Source organism: Aeromonas sp. Marseille-Q7275 (genome assembly GCF_965119515.1).
In genome coordinates, this window is sequence record NZ_CBCPLW010000005.1 from 71,925 (window position 1) to 88,845 (window position 16,921).

Sequence of the window (16,921 nt, forward strand, 5' to 3'; positions counted from 1 at the left end):
GCCGTCTCATGCTGGCGGCCGGCGCTTCAACGGACTGAATGAGGAAACATGTGATGAGCGCCCTGCCCGAAACCACCGGCTTCAAGCCGAAGAAATCCGTCGCCCTCTCCGGCACCGCCGCCGGCAACACCGCCCTGTGCACCGTGGGCCTCTCCGGCAACGATCTGCACTACCGTGGCTACGACATCCTGGACGTGGCCACCAGCTGCGAGTTTGAAGAGATTGCCCACCTGCTGGTGCACGGCCATCTGCCCAATGTGGCCGAGCTCGCCGCCTACAAGGCCAAGCTCAAGGCCCTGCGCGGTCTGCCCACCGGGGTCAGGACAGCCCTGGAGCAGCTGCCCCCCTCCGCCCACCCCATGGACGTGATGCGCACCGCCGTCTCTGTGCTGGGGTGTCTGTCGCCTGAGAAGGACGATCACAACCACCCGGGTGCCCGGGACATCGCCGACAAGCTGATGGCCTGCCTGGGCTCAGTGCTGCTCTACTGGTACCACTTCAGCCACAACGGCAAGCGCATCCATGTGGAGACCGATGACGACTCCATCGGCGGCCACTTCCTGCACCTGCTGCACGGCGAGAAGCCCCGTGACTCCTGGGTGCGCGCCATGCACACCTCCCTCATCCTCTATGCCGAGCACGAGTTCAACGCCTCCACCTTCACCGGCCGCGTCATCGCCGGCACCGGCTCCGACATGTTCTCCTGCATCACAGGCGCCATCGGTGCCCTGCGCGGGCCCAAGCACGGCGGCGCCAACGAGGTGGCCTTCGAGATCCAGAAGCGTTACGACAATCCGGACGAGGCGGAGGCCGACATCCGTGCCCGCATCGAAAAGAAAGAGGTGGTCATCGGCTTCGGTCACCCGGTCTACACCGTCTCGGACCCCCGCAACAAGGTGATTAAAGAGGTGGCCCGCTCACTGAGTGAGGAGCAGCACAACACCAAGATGTTCGACATCGCCGAGCGGCTGGAGTCCACCATGTGGGAGGCCAAGAAGATGTTCCCGAACCTCGACTGGTTCAGCGCCGTCAGCTACCACATGATGGGGGTGCCCACCGCCATGTTCACCCCGCTGTTCGTCATCGCCCGCACCTCAGGCTGGTCGGCCCATGTCATCGAGCAGCGCATCGACGGCAAGATCATCCGCCCGAGCGCCAACTACGTCGGCCCGGAGGATCTGACCTTCGTGCCGCTCAAGGAGCGCAAGTGATGGTAAACACTCAATATCGCAAGCCCCTGCCCGGCACACAGCTTGACTACTTCGACGCCCGGGAGGCGGTGAACGCCATCGCCCCCGGCGCCTGGGACAGGCTCTCCTACACCGCCCGCGTGCACGCCGAGAATCTGGTGCGCCGGTGCGATCCGGCCATCCTCGGCGAGTGCCTCGGCCAGATCGTCCACAACAAGCGCGATCGCGACTTCCCCTGGTTCCCGGCCCGGGTGGTGTGCCACGACATCCTGGGCCAGACCGCCCTGGTGGATCTCGCCGGCCTTCGCGATGCCATCGCCGATCAGGGGGGGGATCCCGCCCAGGTGAACCCGGTGGTGCCGGTGCAGCTTATCGTCGACCACTCCCTGGCCGTGGAGTGCGGCGGCTTCGACCCGGACGCCTTTGCCAAGAACCGCGCCATCGAGGATCGCCGCAACGAGGATCGCTTCCACTTCATCAACTGGACCAGGCAGGCGTTCAAGAACATAGAGGTGATCCCGCCGGGCAACGGCATCATGCACCAGATCAACCTGGAGAAGATGTCCCCTGTCATCCATGCCGATCGCGGCCTGGCCTACCCGGATACCTGCGTCGGCACCGACAGCCACACCCCCCACGTGGATGCCCTCGGGGTGATTGCCGTCGGGGTTGGCGGGTTAGAGGCGGAGAACGTGATGCTGGGGCGCGCCTCCTGGATGCGGCTGCCTTCGATCGTCGGCGTCGAGCTCTCCGGCAAGCCCCAGCCCGGCATCACGGCCACCGATCTGGTGCTGTCCCTCACCGAGTTCCTGCGCCAGCAGAAGGTGGTCGGCGCCTACCTGGAGTTTCGTGGCGAGGGCGCCGCCGCCCTCACCCTCGGCGATCGGGCCACCATCTCCAACATGGCGCCGGAGTATGGCGCCACCGCGGCCATGTTCTTCATCGACCAGCAGACCCTCGACTACCTGAAACTCACCGGCCGTGATGACGACCAGGTCAGGCTGGTGGAGACCTATGCCAAGGAGGCGGGTCTCTGGGCCGACGCTCTGGCAGGCGCCCAGTACGAGCGGGTGCTGCACTTCGACTTGTCGACCGTGGTGCGCACCCTGGCGGGCCCCTCCAACCCCCATCGCCGCCTGCCGGTGGCCGATCTCGCCACGCGGGGCATAGCCGTGGATCTGGACAAGGCCCGCACCCAGGAGGCGGACGGCCTGCTGCCGGATGGCGCCGTCATCATCGCCGCCATCACCAGCTGCACCAACACCAGCAACCCGCGCAACGTGATTGCCGCGGGCCTCTTGGCCCGCAACGCCAACAAGCTCGGGCTTGTCCGCAAGCCCTGGGTCAAGTCGTCCCTCGCCCCGGGCTCCAAGACAGTCGCCCTGTACCTGAAAGAGGCGGGGCTGGACAGCGAGCTGGAGCGGCTCGGATTCGGCGTGGTGGCCTTCGCCTGCACCACCTGCAACGGCATGTCCGGCGCCCTGGATCCCGCCATCCAGCAGGAGATCATCGACCGGGATCTCTACGCCACTGCGGTGCTCTCCGGCAACCGCAACTTCGACGGCCGCATCCACCCCTATGCCAAGCAGGCCTTCCTCGCCTCTCCGCCCCTGGTGGTGGCCTACGCCATCGCCGGCACCATCCGCTTCGACATCGAGAAAGACGTGCTGGGGGTGGTAAACGGCCGCGACATTCGCCTCAAGGATATCTGGCCGAGCGACGAGGAGATCGATGCCGTGGTCAAGGCCTCGGTGAAACCGTCCCAGTTCCGCCAGGTCTACATTCCCATGTTCACCATTGAAGAGGATCATGGCCCCAAGGTCGCGCCCCTGTACGACTGGCGTCCGCAGAGCACCTATATCCGTCGTCCCCCTTACTGGGAGGGGGCTCTGGCGGGCGAGCGCACCCTCAAGGGGATGCGGCCGCTGGCGCTGTTGCCGGACAACATCACCACAGACCACCTCTCCCCCTCCAACGCCATACTGCGCAGCAGCGCGGCCGGGGAATACCTGGCGAAGATGGGCCTGCCGGAGGAGGACTTCAACTCCTACGCCACCCACCGCGGCGATCACCTGACCGCCCAGCGCGCCACCTTCGCCAACCCCCAGCTGGTCAACGAGATGGCGGTGGTGAACGGCGCGGTGAAGAAGGGATCCCTCGCCCGGGTCGAGCCGGAAGGCCGGGTGATGCGGATGTGGGAAGCCATCGAGACCTACATGGCGCGCAAGCAGCCCCTCATCATAGTGGCGGGTGCCGACTACGGTCAGGGCTCGTCCCGTGACTGGGCGGCCAAGGGGGTGCGGCTCGCCGGGGTGGAGGTGATAGCGGCGGAAGGCTTCGAGCGCATTCACCGCACCAACCTCATCGGCATGGGGGTGCTGCCGCTGGAGTTCAAGCCGGGCACCAGCCGCCTCACCCTGGGGCTGGACGGCACCGAGACCTACGATGTGGTGGGGGAGCGCCAGCCGCGCGCCGATCTCACCCTCGTTGTCCGCCGCCAGAACGGCGAGGTGGTCGAGGTGCCCATGACCTGCCGTCTCGACACCGCCGAGGAGGTCTCGGTCTTTGAGGCGGGCGGCGTGCTGCAACGCTTCGCCCAGGACTTCCTGGCGTCGACGGCGCAACAGGCGGCAAGCTAAGTCCCAGCCCCTCCCCTTTGACAAGGGAGGGGCTGTTACTCCTCCCCTTTTTCAAGGGGGAGGCCGGGAGGGGGTCTCGCACCCACTCCCGCAAGCCATCAATCCAAATCAGGACGATTTCTATGGCCTACGAACCTCAAGTGAAAATCCCGGCCACCTATATGCGCGGCGGCACCAGCAAGGGGGTCTTCTTTCGCTTATCTGATCTGCCCGAACGCTGCCAACAACCCGGCCCTGCCCGGGATGCACTCTTCCTGCGCGTCATCGGCAGCCCCGACCCCTACTCGGCCCACATGGACGGCATGGGGGGCGCCACCTCCTCCACCGCCAAGTGCGTGATCCTCGCCAAGAGCCAGCAGCCCGATCACGATGTGGACTACCTCTACGGCCAGGTCGCCATCGACAAGGCCTTCGTGGACTGGAGCGGCAACTGCGGCAACCTCTCCACCGCCGCCGGCGCCTTCGCCATCCACGCCGGACTGGTGGACCCGTCCCGCATCCCGGACAACGGCACCTGCGTGGTGCGGATCTGGCAGGCCAATATCCGCAAGACCATCATGGCCCATGTACCGGTGCACAATGGCCAGGTGCAGGAGACCGGCGCGTTCGAGCTGGACGGGGTCAGCTTCCCCGCCGCCGAGATCGTGCTGGAATTTCTCGACCCCTCCGAGGATGGCGAGGAGGGCGGCGCCCTCTTCCCCACCGGCAACCGGGTGGACGAGCTGGAGGTGCCGGGCATCGGCACCTTGAAAGCCACCCTGATCAGCGCCGGTATCCCGACGGTGTTCGTCAACGCCGAAGAGATTGGCTATGAAGGCACTGAGCTACGCGAGCAGATCAACGGCGACCCCGAGGCCCTGGCCCGCTTCGAGGCGATCCGGGTTGCCGGGGCCCTGCGCATGGGGCTCATCAAGACGCCCGCCGAGGCGGCGACCCGCCAGCACACCCCGAAAGTCGCCTTCGTCGCGCCGGCGAAGGAGTACCGCACCGCCAGCGGCAAACGGGTGAAGGCCGATGAGGTCGATCTGCTGGTGCGGGCCCTCTCCATGGGCAAGCTGCACCACGCCATGATGGGCACCTGCGCCGTGGCCATCGGCACGGCGGCGGCCATTCCCGGCACCCTGGTGAACCTGGCGGCCGGTGGCGGCGAGCGCGAGGCGGTGCGCTTCGGCCACCCCTCCGGCACCCTGCGGGTGGGGGCAGAGGCGCGACAGGTGGATGGCGAGTGGACGGTGACCAAGGCGGTGATGTCCCGCTCAGCCCGCATCCTGATGGAAGGCTGGGTGCGGGTGCCGGGGGATGCCTTCTAGCCCCTTCGTCACCGGCATGAAAGAGGCCCAAGCGATTGCCTGGGCCTCTTTGTGATGATGTTCACCTCAAGGAGTGCTCTCCCCCTGGTCGCTGGCGGGGCTGCTCCACCACTGATCCGCCTGTTGTTGCGGGCGCGCCACGCACTCCACAAGACGCGGTATGTTCTTCTTCCCATCGCCACCGATCAGCCGCTTCACCTGATCAGCCGGGCATTGGCCGTCATCCACATAGGCAACCTTCCCATAAGGGAGCTTGCCCGGCGCGGGATCCTGGCTCAGATAGGTGATGGGGGTAGGCGCGAAATGGGCGCACCCCGACACCAGGCTCAGCAATCCCCCTGACAACAGCACGCTCTTCCATCTGACAGCCATAGGTCACTCCCTGTCGTGATCTGCTTATGCACACGGGCACGCAGTTTCCGTGCACACTGGCAGTGTGCCAGCCATCCCCCAGGGCCGACAGCCACCCTGGGCGGTGCTGTGACGATTCCAGACGTGAGTATCCGCGCCCGGTTGGGTACCGACGGCCACCCGGGAGTGGCCGGGCCCTTGCCCCAGGGGGCCTCACTGCCCGCCTTCATGACCCCCGTCTCCCAACTCATTGCCCGTAATAGCGCTCCAGCAGCGCATCGACCTCGGGCACGGAGATCTGCATCTGGGGCCAGCGCTCGCCCTTCTCCCTGATAGCCTGCAGGCTCTCCCTTTGGGGGCGAAGCTGGCTGCCAAGCCGCCGGTTCAGGGCCTCGTAGCGGGCGATGACAGCCTGCCGGCTGAAGAGGCCCGGGGTCAGATCCAGCCGGTAACCCCGAAACAGCTGCTGCAACCCCTGATAGACCGCCAGGTGATAGACGGAGTGGTGATCTTCCTCCTCGAAGTAGCGGCTGGTGACGTACAGGTTGTGGCCGGGGTGCGCCACCAGGCTGCGTGCAAACTGCCGCAACTGATCCCGATGAAACTCGGAGCGACCAAACCCAGGCGTGAAGGGGTTGTTGGCCACGGCCACAAACAGCGAGGCGGGATGCTTGAGCGGACCAAGCAAGGCCCGCTCGATGCGCTGGTAGTTGGCCGGATAATCGAACCACAGGCTGGCATCGATGGCGATGTAGCCCTGGAACTGGCCGCTGTCTCTGGCCACCGCATCCAGGGTCAGCAGGCCCCCGAGGGAGTGGCCCACCAGCAGGGCTGGCGAGGCGGTGCGATAGCGGTGCTCGATGAGGGGGCGCAGCTCCCGGGTCAGGTATTCCATGAACGCCGGACCGCCGCCGGTCTTGGCATAACCGGCGCCGGCCGGCGCCCCATTGGGCAGCACCAGGGTGTGGCTCGGGGTGTAGTCGCGCATCCGGTCGGTGTTGTGCACCGCGACGATGATGAGAGGCGGGATCGCCGGGTTGAGTCCGGCCCGCAGGGCCTGGGTGATGCCCGCGACCTCCAGCAGGAATTTCTCCCCATCGAGCAGATAGAGCACGGGAAAAGCCTGCTGCGGCTGTTGTTCATAGCCCTCTGGCAGATAGACGCTGTATTGCCGCGCCTCCCCCAGCAGGGTCGAGTGGTGGGTGAAGCGCTCGGCGTAATGGCGCATGTCGGCCTGGGCAGACGAGAGAGTGATCATGGTGAGCAGTATCGCGATGAGTCTTGTCATAGGGTGAATCGGACGAAGTGGGTTCGGATAGAGGACAACAGGGCCACCGGGCCCTGTTGTCACCTGGGTTACAGCTTGTAGCTGAAGCCCGCCATCATGTTGGCCGGTTCGCCGTACATGTTGAAGGTGGTGGTGGAGCCGACACGGTAGAAGTACTCGCGATCCAGGATGTTGTAGAGGTTCAGGGTCGCCTGCATCCTGTCGTTGATCTCGTAGCGCACGGCCGCATCAAACAGGGCATAGCCCCCCTGATGGGTCGAGATCCCCTTCTGGTTGAAGGAGTAGTCGCTGACCGCCGTCATCCCGCCCCCCAGATGCAGCCCCTGTACCCAGTCCGCCAGGTGGTAGTCGGTCCAGAGGGAGAGGGTGTGGCGCGGAATAGCATCGAATTTCGGATTGTGATCGCCGGATTTCTCCTCGATGTCGGTGAAGGTATAGCCGGTCATGACCATCCAGTGCTGGCTCAGGTAGCCGGTCGCCTCCAGCTCCACCCCCTGGGTCTCCACCTTGCCGGTGGCCCAGTAGGTGTTGGTGATGGCGATGCCCTGATCGTCATAGGCCTGGGCCGCGATGTTGGCGTCCTTCATCAGGAAGGCGGTCGCCCGGGTATTGAGCAGGCCGTCCAGCAGGGAGGACTTGATGCCGGTTTCCCACTGGCTGCCCTCCCGCGGCGTGAGCATCTCCCCCTTTTCATCCTGACTGGTCTGCGGCTTGAACACCTTGGAGTAGCTGGCATAGAGCGCATGCTCCCCGGTCAGGTCATAGACGGCCCCGGCATAGGGGGTGAATTTCCCCTTGAAGTCACCGGACTGGCTGCTCTGCGCCCCCGAGCTCAGGGTGGTGTTGACGACCTCGGTGTCATACCAGGAGACCCGGGCCCCGGTGATCACCGCCAGCGGCTCCAGCAGCCGCCAGGTCACCTTGCCATAGAGGCCCAGCTCGGACTGCTCTTCGTGGTCGTTCTTGGTGTACTGGTAGTTCGGCTTGGCGACCCCGGTCGGATCGAAGTCGAACACGTTGATCTTGCCGATGTTGCGGTTGGTGTAGGTCTGGATGTCGGACTCGTAGCGCTTGTAGTCAGAGCCCAGCACGAACTCGCTCTTGTGCCCAAGCAGGCCGAACAGCTGGCTGTAGTTGGCATCGAACGCCATGTTTTTCTGCTGGTTCGCCTGGGCATTGAACATCAGCCCCGTGTTCCCTGCAGCATCCACTGGGCCATTGGTGTAGGTCTGCTCCAGGCGCATGTCGTGGTCCATGTAGCGGGCCGAGAACTGCGCCACGCCTCCGTTGGCGAAGGCATGCTGGAGGGCGGCCCCCACATCCGTGGTGCTTGCATCGAAGAAATCTTCATCCGAGCCCAGATAGGTGCTACGGCCGATGTCGAGCATGGAACCATCGCGGTAGGCCGGCAGGCCATTGGTGGGCAGTATGTCCTTGGTCTGGTGCAGGGCATAGACAGAGAGCAGGGTGCGATCCGACAGGTCGAACTCCAGGGTGCCGTAATAGGTGCCGTTGTCGTTGTTGTTGTAGTCGACCTGGTTCTTGATGTCGGCGTTGGCCACCACCAGGCGACCGAGCACCGAGCCCTCCTCGTTGAGTGCCCCGCCCAGATCCGCCTCCAGATAGTGCCTGTCCCAGCTGCCATAGCGCGCCGTGACCGAGCCCTTGAACTCGTCGGTCGGACGCTTGAGCACCATGTTGATGACGCCCCCCAGCTCGCTGGTGCTGTTGAACAGGCCGGACGGGCCGCGCATGATCTCTACCCTGTCCACGGCCGCCAGAGACGGCAGGGTGCCGAACTTGCTCTGCATCGGCGATGGCAGGCCGTTGAGGTTCACCTCATCGTATTCGTAGCCGCGGGAGAAGATGGAGGAGCGGCCGCTGTCGTTGACCATGGTGCGCAGGCCCGGCGTGTACTTGGCCAAGTCGTCCACCGCGACGAAGTTGCGCTCCTCTATGTAGTCGTTGGTCAGCACAGTGATCGACTGGGGAATGTCTTTCAGGGCCGCCGGGGTCTTGGTCCCGACGGTGGCCGAGTCGACGCCGTAGCCCCCCGTCTCCTCCGACGACGCCATCCCGTAGAGCGGGTTGCCATAGACAACCAGGGTTTCATCCGGCTCGATGTTCGCCGTTTGTGCCCGGACCGGGGAAACGACAGTGACAGCCAGGGCGGCAGAGACGGCCAGAGCCAGCGGGCTCGGCGCTTTATCCTTGAAGACAACCATAGAAAGAGTGACCCCCAAACAGAGGTGATAATCATTTTCATTTGATTTTGCGGGGGCTAATATAGCATTCGAGTATCCGCAGTAGTTTTGCGGGTTGGTCATTTAATACTTCGAAATGGTCAAAGTGAGCATGACTGACACTGTGGTAAGAGATACCCGCGTTCGCAAACGGGGTTTGTTCACAGGAAGAGTAGAGAACCTGATGATTCAGGACGGCATCCTCTTTCACAACAAGGACATAGTCCACAAGGCCGACTTTGCCACCGAGCGGGAGCTGCCGCCGCAGCTCATCATCGCCATCCCCCTCGAGAGCAAGGCGCTGATGACCTATGGGGCCACCCATCAGCTGCGGGGCTGCCGTTTTCACACGTCCGATCCCATCGTCGCCACCGCCATCTTCTATGCCAGACCCGACATGGTGCAGGGCGCCGCCAAGGCCCAGGTGCGTAGCCGCAGCATAGTCCTGTCGCTCAGTCCCGCCTGGCTTGAGCGCAAGATGACGGGCCCCCAGCACGAGCGGTTCGAGCGGGTATTCAGCCATCACCTGAGTCGCGTCGACTGGTCGCTGCCCCCGCATCTGGGGCAGATTGCGGAGGCGCTGAACCTCACCAGCAGCCAGAATGCTCCCGAGATGCTGATGCGGGAGGCCTTCGCCCTCACCCTGTGGGAGAGCCTGATGAGCAACCTCCAGCAGATCTCCCAGGTGTGTGGCCAGCGGCACAGCGAGCAACCGACTCGCCTGAAGATGTTGCTTCGGGATGAAAAGGTGGACCACATGACCCTGGCCGACATCGCCGATACCCTGGGCATGAGCCTCTCCACCTTGCAGCGCACGGCCAGGAAAGAGCTGGGCATGAGCCTGCAGCGCTATCTGCGCGAGCGAACCTTGCAGCAGGCGAAGGCGAAGCTCGAAGAGCGCAGCCTCTCCCTGCAGGAAGCCGCCGAGCACGCGGGTTACAGCCATGTCGCGAACTTCATCACGGCGTTTCGCAAGCTGTTTGGCTATTCGCCCAGACAGGCCAGCCGGCACGTGCGGGCGCACACTCAGTAGGCGCGACGACCCGCCTGCACATGCAGATGCCCGCCCTGTCGCTCGCACGGCTTCATCCTCTTGTTCATGCGCAATACATCTTTGTTCTGGAATAGTAGAGGCCGACACAGTGGTGTGGCGCTTGAAATCAGCGCTCGTCATCCACACATTCAGTGCATACAATGCGTTAACGAGGCGTAATTGGTCGCCTCACCCCGGAAATCAAGAGGACATCAAGATGGATACCCGTTCTATCTACACTGGCACCCAGGGTGCCGTGCGCGACACCAACAAGGTGCTGCGCAATACCTATATGCTGCTCTCCCTTACTCTTGGCTTCTCTGCCGTGGTTGCCGGGGTTGCCACCGTCATGAACATGCCGCCCCTGCACTGGGCCATCTTCCTGGTCGGTGTCTACGGTCTGATGTTCCTGACCGAGAAGAACCGTGACAACGGCATGGGGCTGGTGTTCACCTTCGCCCTGACCGGCCTGATGGGCTACAGCCTGGGCCCCATCATCAACATGTACATGAACAATGGCGGCGGCGAGATAGTAATGACGGCCCTTGGCGGCACGGCGCTCACCTTCTTCGGTCTGTCGGCCTATGCCCTGACCACCAAGCGTGACCTCTCCTTCATCGGCGGCATGCTGTTCGTCGGTTTCTGGGTGCTGCTGGTGGCCATGGTCGCCAACATCTTCCTGCAGATGAGCGCCCTGAGCCTGGCCCTGTCCGCCATGTTCATGCTGTTCTCCTCCGGCGCCATCCTGCTGACCACCCAGCAGATAGTGCGCGGCGGCGAGACCAACTACATCTCCGCCACCGTGACCCTGTACGTCTCCATCTACAACATCTTCCTGAGTCTGCTGAGCCTGCTTGGCGGCAACCGCAACTGATGAAAAACCCCGCTTCGGCGGGGTTTTTATTGGCACCTGTTTCTGTCAGGATAAGTTGCAAATCAAGGATATGAAGCAAAGTGGCCCTGATCCAAATCAGGGCCACTTCGTTGCCGACGAGTTATGCTGTCGCTTTCGTTTCGCTCAAGGGTTGCGTCTATCCCATGCCCATGGATTTCTCAGGTTTATTGCGCCGTCTGCTGACCGACAGCCATATCTACTTCGCCCTCAAGGTGCTGCTGGCCATCCTGGGGCTGCTCGCCTTCGCCCTGGCCACAGGCGACATCCAGCTCACCGTGCTGCTCTCCCTCGGAGTGGTGGCGGGGGCCATCGCCGAGACCGATGACAGCCTCTGGGGCCGGGTCAAGAACCTCGCCATGACGCTGGTCTGCTTCCTGTTTGCCTCCCTGTGCGTGCAGTACCTCTTCCCCACCCCCTGGCTGTTTGCCATCGGGCTCGCGGGATCCACCTTCCTCTTCGTGATGGTGGGGGCGCTCGGACAACGTTACGCCACCATCAGCTTCGGCTCCCTGCTCATCGCCATCTACACCATGCTGGGGGCCGCCAAGGCGCCGGATCTCTTCTACCAGCCGCTGGCGCTCGGCGCCGGCGCCCTCTGGTACGGCCTGGTGTCGCTGGTCTGGCTCTGGCTGCTGCCCTACAAGACACTGCACGAGCAGCTCGCCCAGAGCTATTTCGCCCTCGGCCGCTACCTGTTGGAAAAATCCCGCTTCTTCCCGGCTGACGAGCACGGCGCCCAGGCCATTCGCCACAACCTGGCCCAGCTCAACATCAACCTGGTCAATGCCCTGAACCTGACCAAGACGGCGCTCAACGCCCGCCTCAGTACCCGCCATCAGGCGGCGCCCGAGCTCGCCGGCCTGCTGCGGCTCTACCTGCTGGCGCTGGAGATCCAGGAGCGGGCCACCTCCAGCCACTACCCCTACAGCAAGCTGGAAGCGGAGCTCAAGCAGGGCATAGTCCTCGACGGCTTCCAGGAGGTGTTCCTGCAGCTCTCGGAGGCGTGCCAGCGGCTCGGTTACGCCATCCTGGTGCACAAGCCCTATGCCCATCACAAGCGCATCCACTGGACCCTGGAGGCCCTAGGCGACCAGCTGGAGTTCACCCACCTCAAGCAGCACTATCCCAAGACCCTGCTGACGCCGATGAAGTTCCTGCGCCGCAACCTCTCCAGCATCAACGAGCTGCTGGCCAGCGCCGAGGAGCTGCAAAACCCCGCCGCCCCGCCCGCCAGCCTGCCGCCCCTTGCGCGGCCTGCCCCCTTGCCGCTGCTGGCCCTGCTCAAGCAGCACCTGACCCCGAACTCCATGGTGTTTCGCCACGCCTTGCGACTGTCGCTGGGACTGGTGGTGGGTTACGGCATACTGCAGGCCTTCAGCCTGGACAAGGGCTACTGGATACTGCTGACGGTGCTGTTCGTCTGCCAGCCGAGCTACAGCGCCACCCGGCGCCGGCTGGTGCAGCGGATGCTCGGCACCTTTGCCGGCATCTTGATAGGCGTGCCCGTGCTCTGGCTCTTCCCCGAGCTGCACCTGCAACTGGGGATCATGGGGCTGGCCGCCTTCCTGTTCTTCACCCAGGTGCGCAGCAACTACAGCGCCGCCGTCTGCTTCATCACCCTCTACGTGCTGATGGCGTTCAACCTGCTGGACGGCATCGGCTTCGCCATCCTGGGGCCGCGCCTGCTCGATACCCTGCTCGGCTGCCTGCTCTCCTACGCCCTGGTGGCCTGGCTCTGGCCGGACTGGCAATACAAGCGGCTGCCGACCCTGATTGCCAACTCCCTCTCCGCCAACGCCCGCTACCTGTCGGCGGTGCTCGCCAGCCTGCACCGCCAGCGCGACGAGTCCCTCGACTACCGGGTGGCCCGCAAGTGTGCCCACCTCGCCGACAGCGAGCTGGCCATGGCCTGGCAGAGCATGCTGGTGGAGCCGAGCAAGCGCCGCCGCTTCCTCGACCTCTGCTTCACCCTCACCTGGCGCAACCACGCCCTGCTCTCCTATATCTCGGCCCTCGGGGCCCATCGGGACAGGCTGGAGCCCATCGAGGGCCTTGACGAGATCAGCCGCCACATCAGCCATACCCTGGAGCGGGCCGCCGGCCACCTGGCGGGGGAGATGCCGGCCCGGCTCGAGGGAGTATGCCCGGCCATCACCCCGGACAGCAGCGAGGAGCAGCTGATGCTGACCCAGCAGCTCACCCTCATCAGCCAGCTGGCGGATGAACTGCTGATGCTGGCCAACGACGGCCAGCTGCTCACCCGGCAAGGCAACGCCTGACGAGCGAAGAAAGACACCTGTCCAGAGAACCACACCGGGCGGGGCGACACCCTGCCTGGTGAATTATGCCCCCTGGTGCGTCTGCGCCGGTTGCTCGCCGAAGATCAAGGCGCTACCATGCCCGCCCAATCCCGACAGCCCGAGGAGCCTCCATGTCCGAGCACCCGTCCGAACACCATCAGCTGCATTTCAACGGCCAACTCATCGAGACCGATGCCAAGGGCTATCTGCGCCACATCGAGGACTGGAGCGAGGAGCTGGCGCTGGTGCTGGCCGAGCAGGAGGGCATAGTGCTGGAAGAGCCGCACTGGGAAGTGGTGCGCTTCGTGCGGGCGTTTTATCTGGAGTTCAACACCTCCCCCGCCATCCGCGCCCTGGTCAAGGCGATGGAGAAGCAGTACGGCCCCGAGAAGGGCAACAGCCGCTACCTCTACAAGCTGTTCCCCGAGGGGCCCGCCAAGCAGGCCACCAAGATCGCCGGCCTGCCCAAGCCGGTGAAGTGCATCTAAAAACCAGCCCGGCCTCTCCCTGAGAGACCATCAACAGATACCAAAAAAATACCGCGCCCATCTGTCAAATGAGGCGCGGTATTTTTTGTTCGGCGTTCGTCAAACCCCCATCAGGGGTTGTAGGCCACCACGGAGCCGCTCAGCCCCGTCATCTGGCTTATCCTGCTCTGCATGCCCTGCAGCTTGGCCTTGGAGACATCCGGCCCGATAAAGACCCGGTTGATCTGCCCCTGCACCGGGGTCCTCGGCGAGGTCTGGGCCGAGTAGCCGGCCGCCCTCAGCTTGCCCACCAGGGCATTGACGCTGTCGGCATTTTTGAAGGCGCCGAGCTGCAGGATCCAGCTGCCCTGGGCCAGGGCTGCCGCCGCAGGTGCCGGGGTGGCCGCCTGGGTCGTCATCTTGCTCGCGATGAGATCGTCCATGGACTTGATCTGGCCCGCCTGCGGCTTGCTCTCCACCGGCTTCTTCACCTCGACCGGCTTGGGAGGAACCGGTTTGGGCTTGGGCTGCTCCACCGGTTTCTTGGCCACCACCTCGGGCTTGGACACGGGTTTGGGCTCAGGCTTGGCCACAACCTGGGTCGCAGGCTGTGCCTGGGCGGCGGCAGAGGCCTGATTGGCGGCCAGGGTCACCGTATCCCCGATCTCTTCTACCTGCCACTGGGTGGCGGCAGAGGCCTGCTGCTGGCTCGCCAGGTGATCGGCCGGCAGGGTGCTGGCGGCAGAGACCTGCAAGGCGGGCTTGGCGGGCTCGAGCTCGGGGCGCAGCGGGATCTTGGCAAATGCCTCTTCCTTCTGCTCCAGCTTGTTGCCGTCCATCAGATCCGGCAAAAAGATGACAACCAGGGCGACCAGGATGACGGTCCCCACCAATCTATTTTGAAACTTCGAAGCCAAGTTAATTCCCACCCATGTTGCTTAGAACCTGCTGCTTTTTATGGACAACGATGATGGCCGGATTCATCAGGCCGGCTGCCCGGCCAGCACATCGGCGACAGTGTAAAACGAACCAAAGACGATGACCATATCATCAGGACTCGATGCGGCCAGGGCAGCACGATAAGCCGCGCTCACGCCGTCAAAGGTCGCCGCCGGTCCCTGCCTGTCCCCGAGGGCGGCGGCAAGCTGCTCTGCGGTGGCGGCGCGCGGGCCGGTGAGGCTCGCCAGGAACCACTGGTCGATGAGGCCATCGAGTTCGGCGAGCGACCCTGCCATGTCCTTGTCTTTCAGCATGCCCACCACGGCGCGGCGCTTGCCCTTGCAGGGGATCTGGCGCAGCTGGCTCGCGAGATAAGCCGCCGAATGGGGGTTGTGGGCCACATCGACGATGACCAGGGGCTCGTTTTGCAGCCGCTGCATCCGCCCCGCCAGCCGGGCATTGGCCAGCCCGTCACGGATCGCGGACTCCGAGAGCGGCAAGCCGAGGGATTCCAGCGCCGCCAGCACGGTGACCGCGTTCATCAGCGGCAGGGCGGGTTTGGGCAGCCCCAGCCAGTGGTTCAGGCCATGGTAATCCCAGTCTGCATCGTGCTCATCGCCGTGGAAGTCGCGGCCGACCTGGCGCAGGCAGGCGCCAAGACGCGCCGCTTCGCTGGCGATGGTCGCTGGCGGGTTGGGCTCGCCGCTGATGGCGGGTTTGCTCGCCCGATACACCCCGGCCTTCTCCACCGCCACCGCTTCGCGGGTATCCCCGAGCCAGTCGCAGTGATCCAGCGCAATGGAGGTGATCAGGGCCACATCGGACTCCACCACATTGGTGGCGTCGAGCCGGCCGCCCAGCCCCACTTCCAGCAGCAGCACGTCGGGGGCGGCGCGGCAGAAGAGCCACAGGCCCGCCAGGGTGGCGAACTCGAAGAAGGTGAGGGCAATCTCGCCGCGGGCGGCTTCCACCTCGGCAAAGGCGGCGCAGTGCTCGCTGTCAGAGAGCTCGGCCCCGTCGATGCGCACCCGCTCGGTAAAGCGCAGCAGGTGCGGCGAGGAGTAGACCCCCACCTGGTAACCGGCGGCCATCAGTATGCTGGCGGCCATGGCGCAGGAGGAGCCCTTGCCGTTGGTGCCCGCCACCGTGATCACCTTGAACGGCAACTGGGTGAGGCCCATGCGCCGGGCAACGGCGCCGACCCGCTCCAGCCCCATGTCGATGTTGACCGGGTGGATCCGTTCCAAATAAGAAAGCCAGTCGACCAGCGACCGGCTTTGAGATTGTTGCATGTGCGAACTCATGTTCAGTCTTCGATGACCTGAGTGTTCATCAGCTTGGCCAGCAGGCCGGCCAGACGGCTGCGCATTTCGCGGCGGTCGATGATGAGATCGATGGCGCCCTTCTCCAGCAGGAACTCGGAGCGCTGGAAGCCTTCCGGCAGCTTCTCGCGCACAGTCTGCTCGATGACGCGGGGACCGGCGAAGCCGATCAGCGCCTTGGGCTCGCCCACGTTGATGTCACCCAACATGGCCAGACTGGCGGAGACGCCCCCCATGGTGGGGTCGGTCAGCACAGAGATGAACGGCAGGCCCGCCTTGGTGAGGCGATCGAGCGCCGCACTGGTCTTGGCCATCTGCATCAGGGAGAAGAGCGCTTCCTGCATCCGCGCCCCACCCGAGGTGGAGAAGCAGACCAGGCCGCGGCCTTCCTTGATGCTCTCCTCGACGGCGCGCACGAAGCGGGCACCGACCACGGAGGACATGGAGCCACCGATGAAGGAGAACTCGAATGAACAGGCGACGACCGGCACCCCCTTGAGGGTCCCCTTCATCACCACCAGCGCATCTTTTTCTCCCGTCTCTTTCTGAGCGGCAGACAAACGATCCTTGTAGCGCTTGGAATCCTTGAATTTCAAGATGTCCTGCGGCTCCAGCTCGGCACCGACCTCGGTGCGGCCCTGCTCGTCGAGGAAGCTCTCGAGGCGGGCGCGGGCGCTGATCCGCATATGATGATCACACTTGGGGCACACTTCGAGATTGCGCTCCAGTTCTGCCCGGTAGAGCACCTGTTCGCAAGCGGTACACTTGGTCCACACCCCTTCCGGAATGTTGTGACGACGCGGTGTAGTGATCTTGCTCTTGGGAAGGATCTTCTCAAGCCAGCTCATGGAATTCCTTAATGCTTTTGTGCCTGACAAAACGCATCGGGCCTTGATTGTTCAATGACTTACGGCTCGATGGCAATAAATGACGGATCATTAAAC

The 16,921-nt window shown here is 64.2% G+C and carries 13 protein-coding genes; 7 read left to right on the forward strand and 6 right to left on the reverse strand.

Annotated elements, in window-relative coordinates; translation table 11 throughout:
- Positions 1-53 precede the first annotated feature (53 nt).
- The 3 genes from prpC to prpF all read left to right on the forward strand — a co-directional run bounded on the left by prpC (position 54) and on the right by prpF (position 5,139).
- Positions 54-1,211 carry a bifunctional 2-methylcitrate synthase/citrate synthase gene (gene prpC, locus ACWPWQ_RS06665; protein WP_139439516.1) on the forward strand — a complete coding sequence of 386 codons (1,158 nt, stop codon included), beginning with the start codon at positions 54-56 and terminating at the stop codon, positions 1,209-1,211.
- Positions 1,211-3,829 carry a Fe/S-dependent 2-methylisocitrate dehydratase AcnD gene (gene acnD / locus ACWPWQ_RS06670; RefSeq protein WP_454009345.1) on the forward strand — a complete coding sequence of 873 codons (2,619 nt, stop codon included), beginning with the start codon at positions 1,211-1,213 and terminating at the stop codon, positions 3,827-3,829. The genes prpC and acnD overlap by 1 nt, the downstream gene beginning before the upstream one ends.
- Positions 3,830-3,951: 122 nt before the next feature.
- On the forward strand, positions 3,952-5,139 hold the full coding sequence (gene prpF / locus ACWPWQ_RS06675; RefSeq protein WP_454009346.1) for a 2-methylaconitate cis-trans isomerase PrpF: 1,188 nt from the start codon (positions 3,952-3,954) through the stop codon (positions 5,137-5,139).
- Positions 5,140-5,205: 66 nt separating this feature from the next.
- Here prpF and ACWPWQ_RS06680 read toward each other — a convergent pair whose 3' ends face one another.
- From ACWPWQ_RS06680 to ACWPWQ_RS06690, 3 genes are all read right to left on the reverse strand, one after another.
- Positions 5,206-5,511, reverse strand: coding sequence for a DUF6719 family protein (locus tag ACWPWQ_RS06680; RefSeq protein ID WP_342058255.1), 306 nt, complete (start codon positions 5,509-5,511; stop codon positions 5,206-5,208).
- Between the two features lie 226 nt (positions 5,512-5,737).
- Positions 5,738-6,778 (reverse strand): alpha/beta hydrolase, encoded by a 1,041-nt coding sequence (locus ACWPWQ_RS06685; protein WP_454009347.1) that lies wholly within the window; start codon positions 6,776-6,778, stop codon positions 5,738-5,740.
- A gap of 68 nt (positions 6,779-6,846) precedes the next feature.
- Positions 6,847-9,003, reverse strand: a complete 2,157-nt coding sequence (locus tag ACWPWQ_RS06690; RefSeq protein ID WP_454009348.1) for a TonB-dependent siderophore receptor — start codon at positions 9,001-9,003, stop codon at positions 6,847-6,849.
- Between the two features lie 202 nt (positions 9,004-9,205).
- Between ACWPWQ_RS06690 and ACWPWQ_RS06695 the strand changes: the two genes are divergently transcribed.
- From ACWPWQ_RS06695 to ACWPWQ_RS06710, 4 genes are all read left to right on the forward strand, one after another.
- Entirely contained in the window at positions 9,206-10,054 is an 849-nt protein-coding gene (locus ACWPWQ_RS06695; RefSeq protein WP_429107601.1) for a helix-turn-helix transcriptional regulator, read from the forward strand.
- A 217-nt stretch (positions 10,055-10,271) separates the two neighbouring features.
- Complete coding sequence (locus ACWPWQ_RS06700) at positions 10,272-10,928, forward strand: Bax inhibitor-1/YccA family protein (RefSeq protein WP_111874565.1); 657 nt, start codon at positions 10,272-10,274, stop codon at positions 10,926-10,928.
- Positions 10,929-11,092: 164 nt separating this feature from the next.
- Entirely contained in the window at positions 11,093-13,228 is a 2,136-nt protein-coding gene (gene yccS, locus ACWPWQ_RS06705; protein WP_454009349.1) for a YccS family putative transporter, read from the forward strand.
- Positions 13,229-13,380: 152 nt separating this feature from the next.
- The gene (locus ACWPWQ_RS06710; RefSeq protein WP_429160091.1) at positions 13,381-13,737 is read left to right on the forward strand and encodes a TusE/DsrC/DsvC family sulfur relay protein; all 357 of its coding nucleotides are present in this window, start codon (positions 13,381-13,383) and stop codon (positions 13,735-13,737) included.
- 110 nt (positions 13,738-13,847) lie between these two features.
- On the opposite strand, the gene dedD is transcribed toward ACWPWQ_RS06710, so the two are convergent.
- The 3 genes from dedD to accD form a co-directional block, all read right to left on the reverse strand.
- On the reverse strand, positions 13,848-14,633 hold the full coding sequence (gene dedD, locus ACWPWQ_RS06715; protein ID WP_454009350.1) for a cell division protein DedD: 786 nt from the start codon (positions 14,631-14,633) through the stop codon (positions 13,848-13,850).
- A 66-nt stretch (positions 14,634-14,699) separates the two neighbouring features.
- A complete protein-coding gene (gene folC, locus ACWPWQ_RS06720) occupies positions 14,700-15,959 on the reverse strand; it encodes a bifunctional tetrahydrofolate synthase/dihydrofolate synthase (protein ID WP_454009351.1) in 1,260 nt (419 codons plus the stop codon).
- Positions 15,960-15,961: 2 nt separating this feature from the next.
- Positions 15,962-16,825 carry an acetyl-CoA carboxylase, carboxyltransferase subunit beta gene (gene accD, locus ACWPWQ_RS06725; protein WP_139439506.1) on the reverse strand — a complete coding sequence of 288 codons (864 nt, stop codon included), beginning with the start codon at positions 16,823-16,825 and terminating at the stop codon, positions 15,962-15,964.
- Between the last annotated feature and the right edge of the window lie 96 nt (positions 16,826-16,921).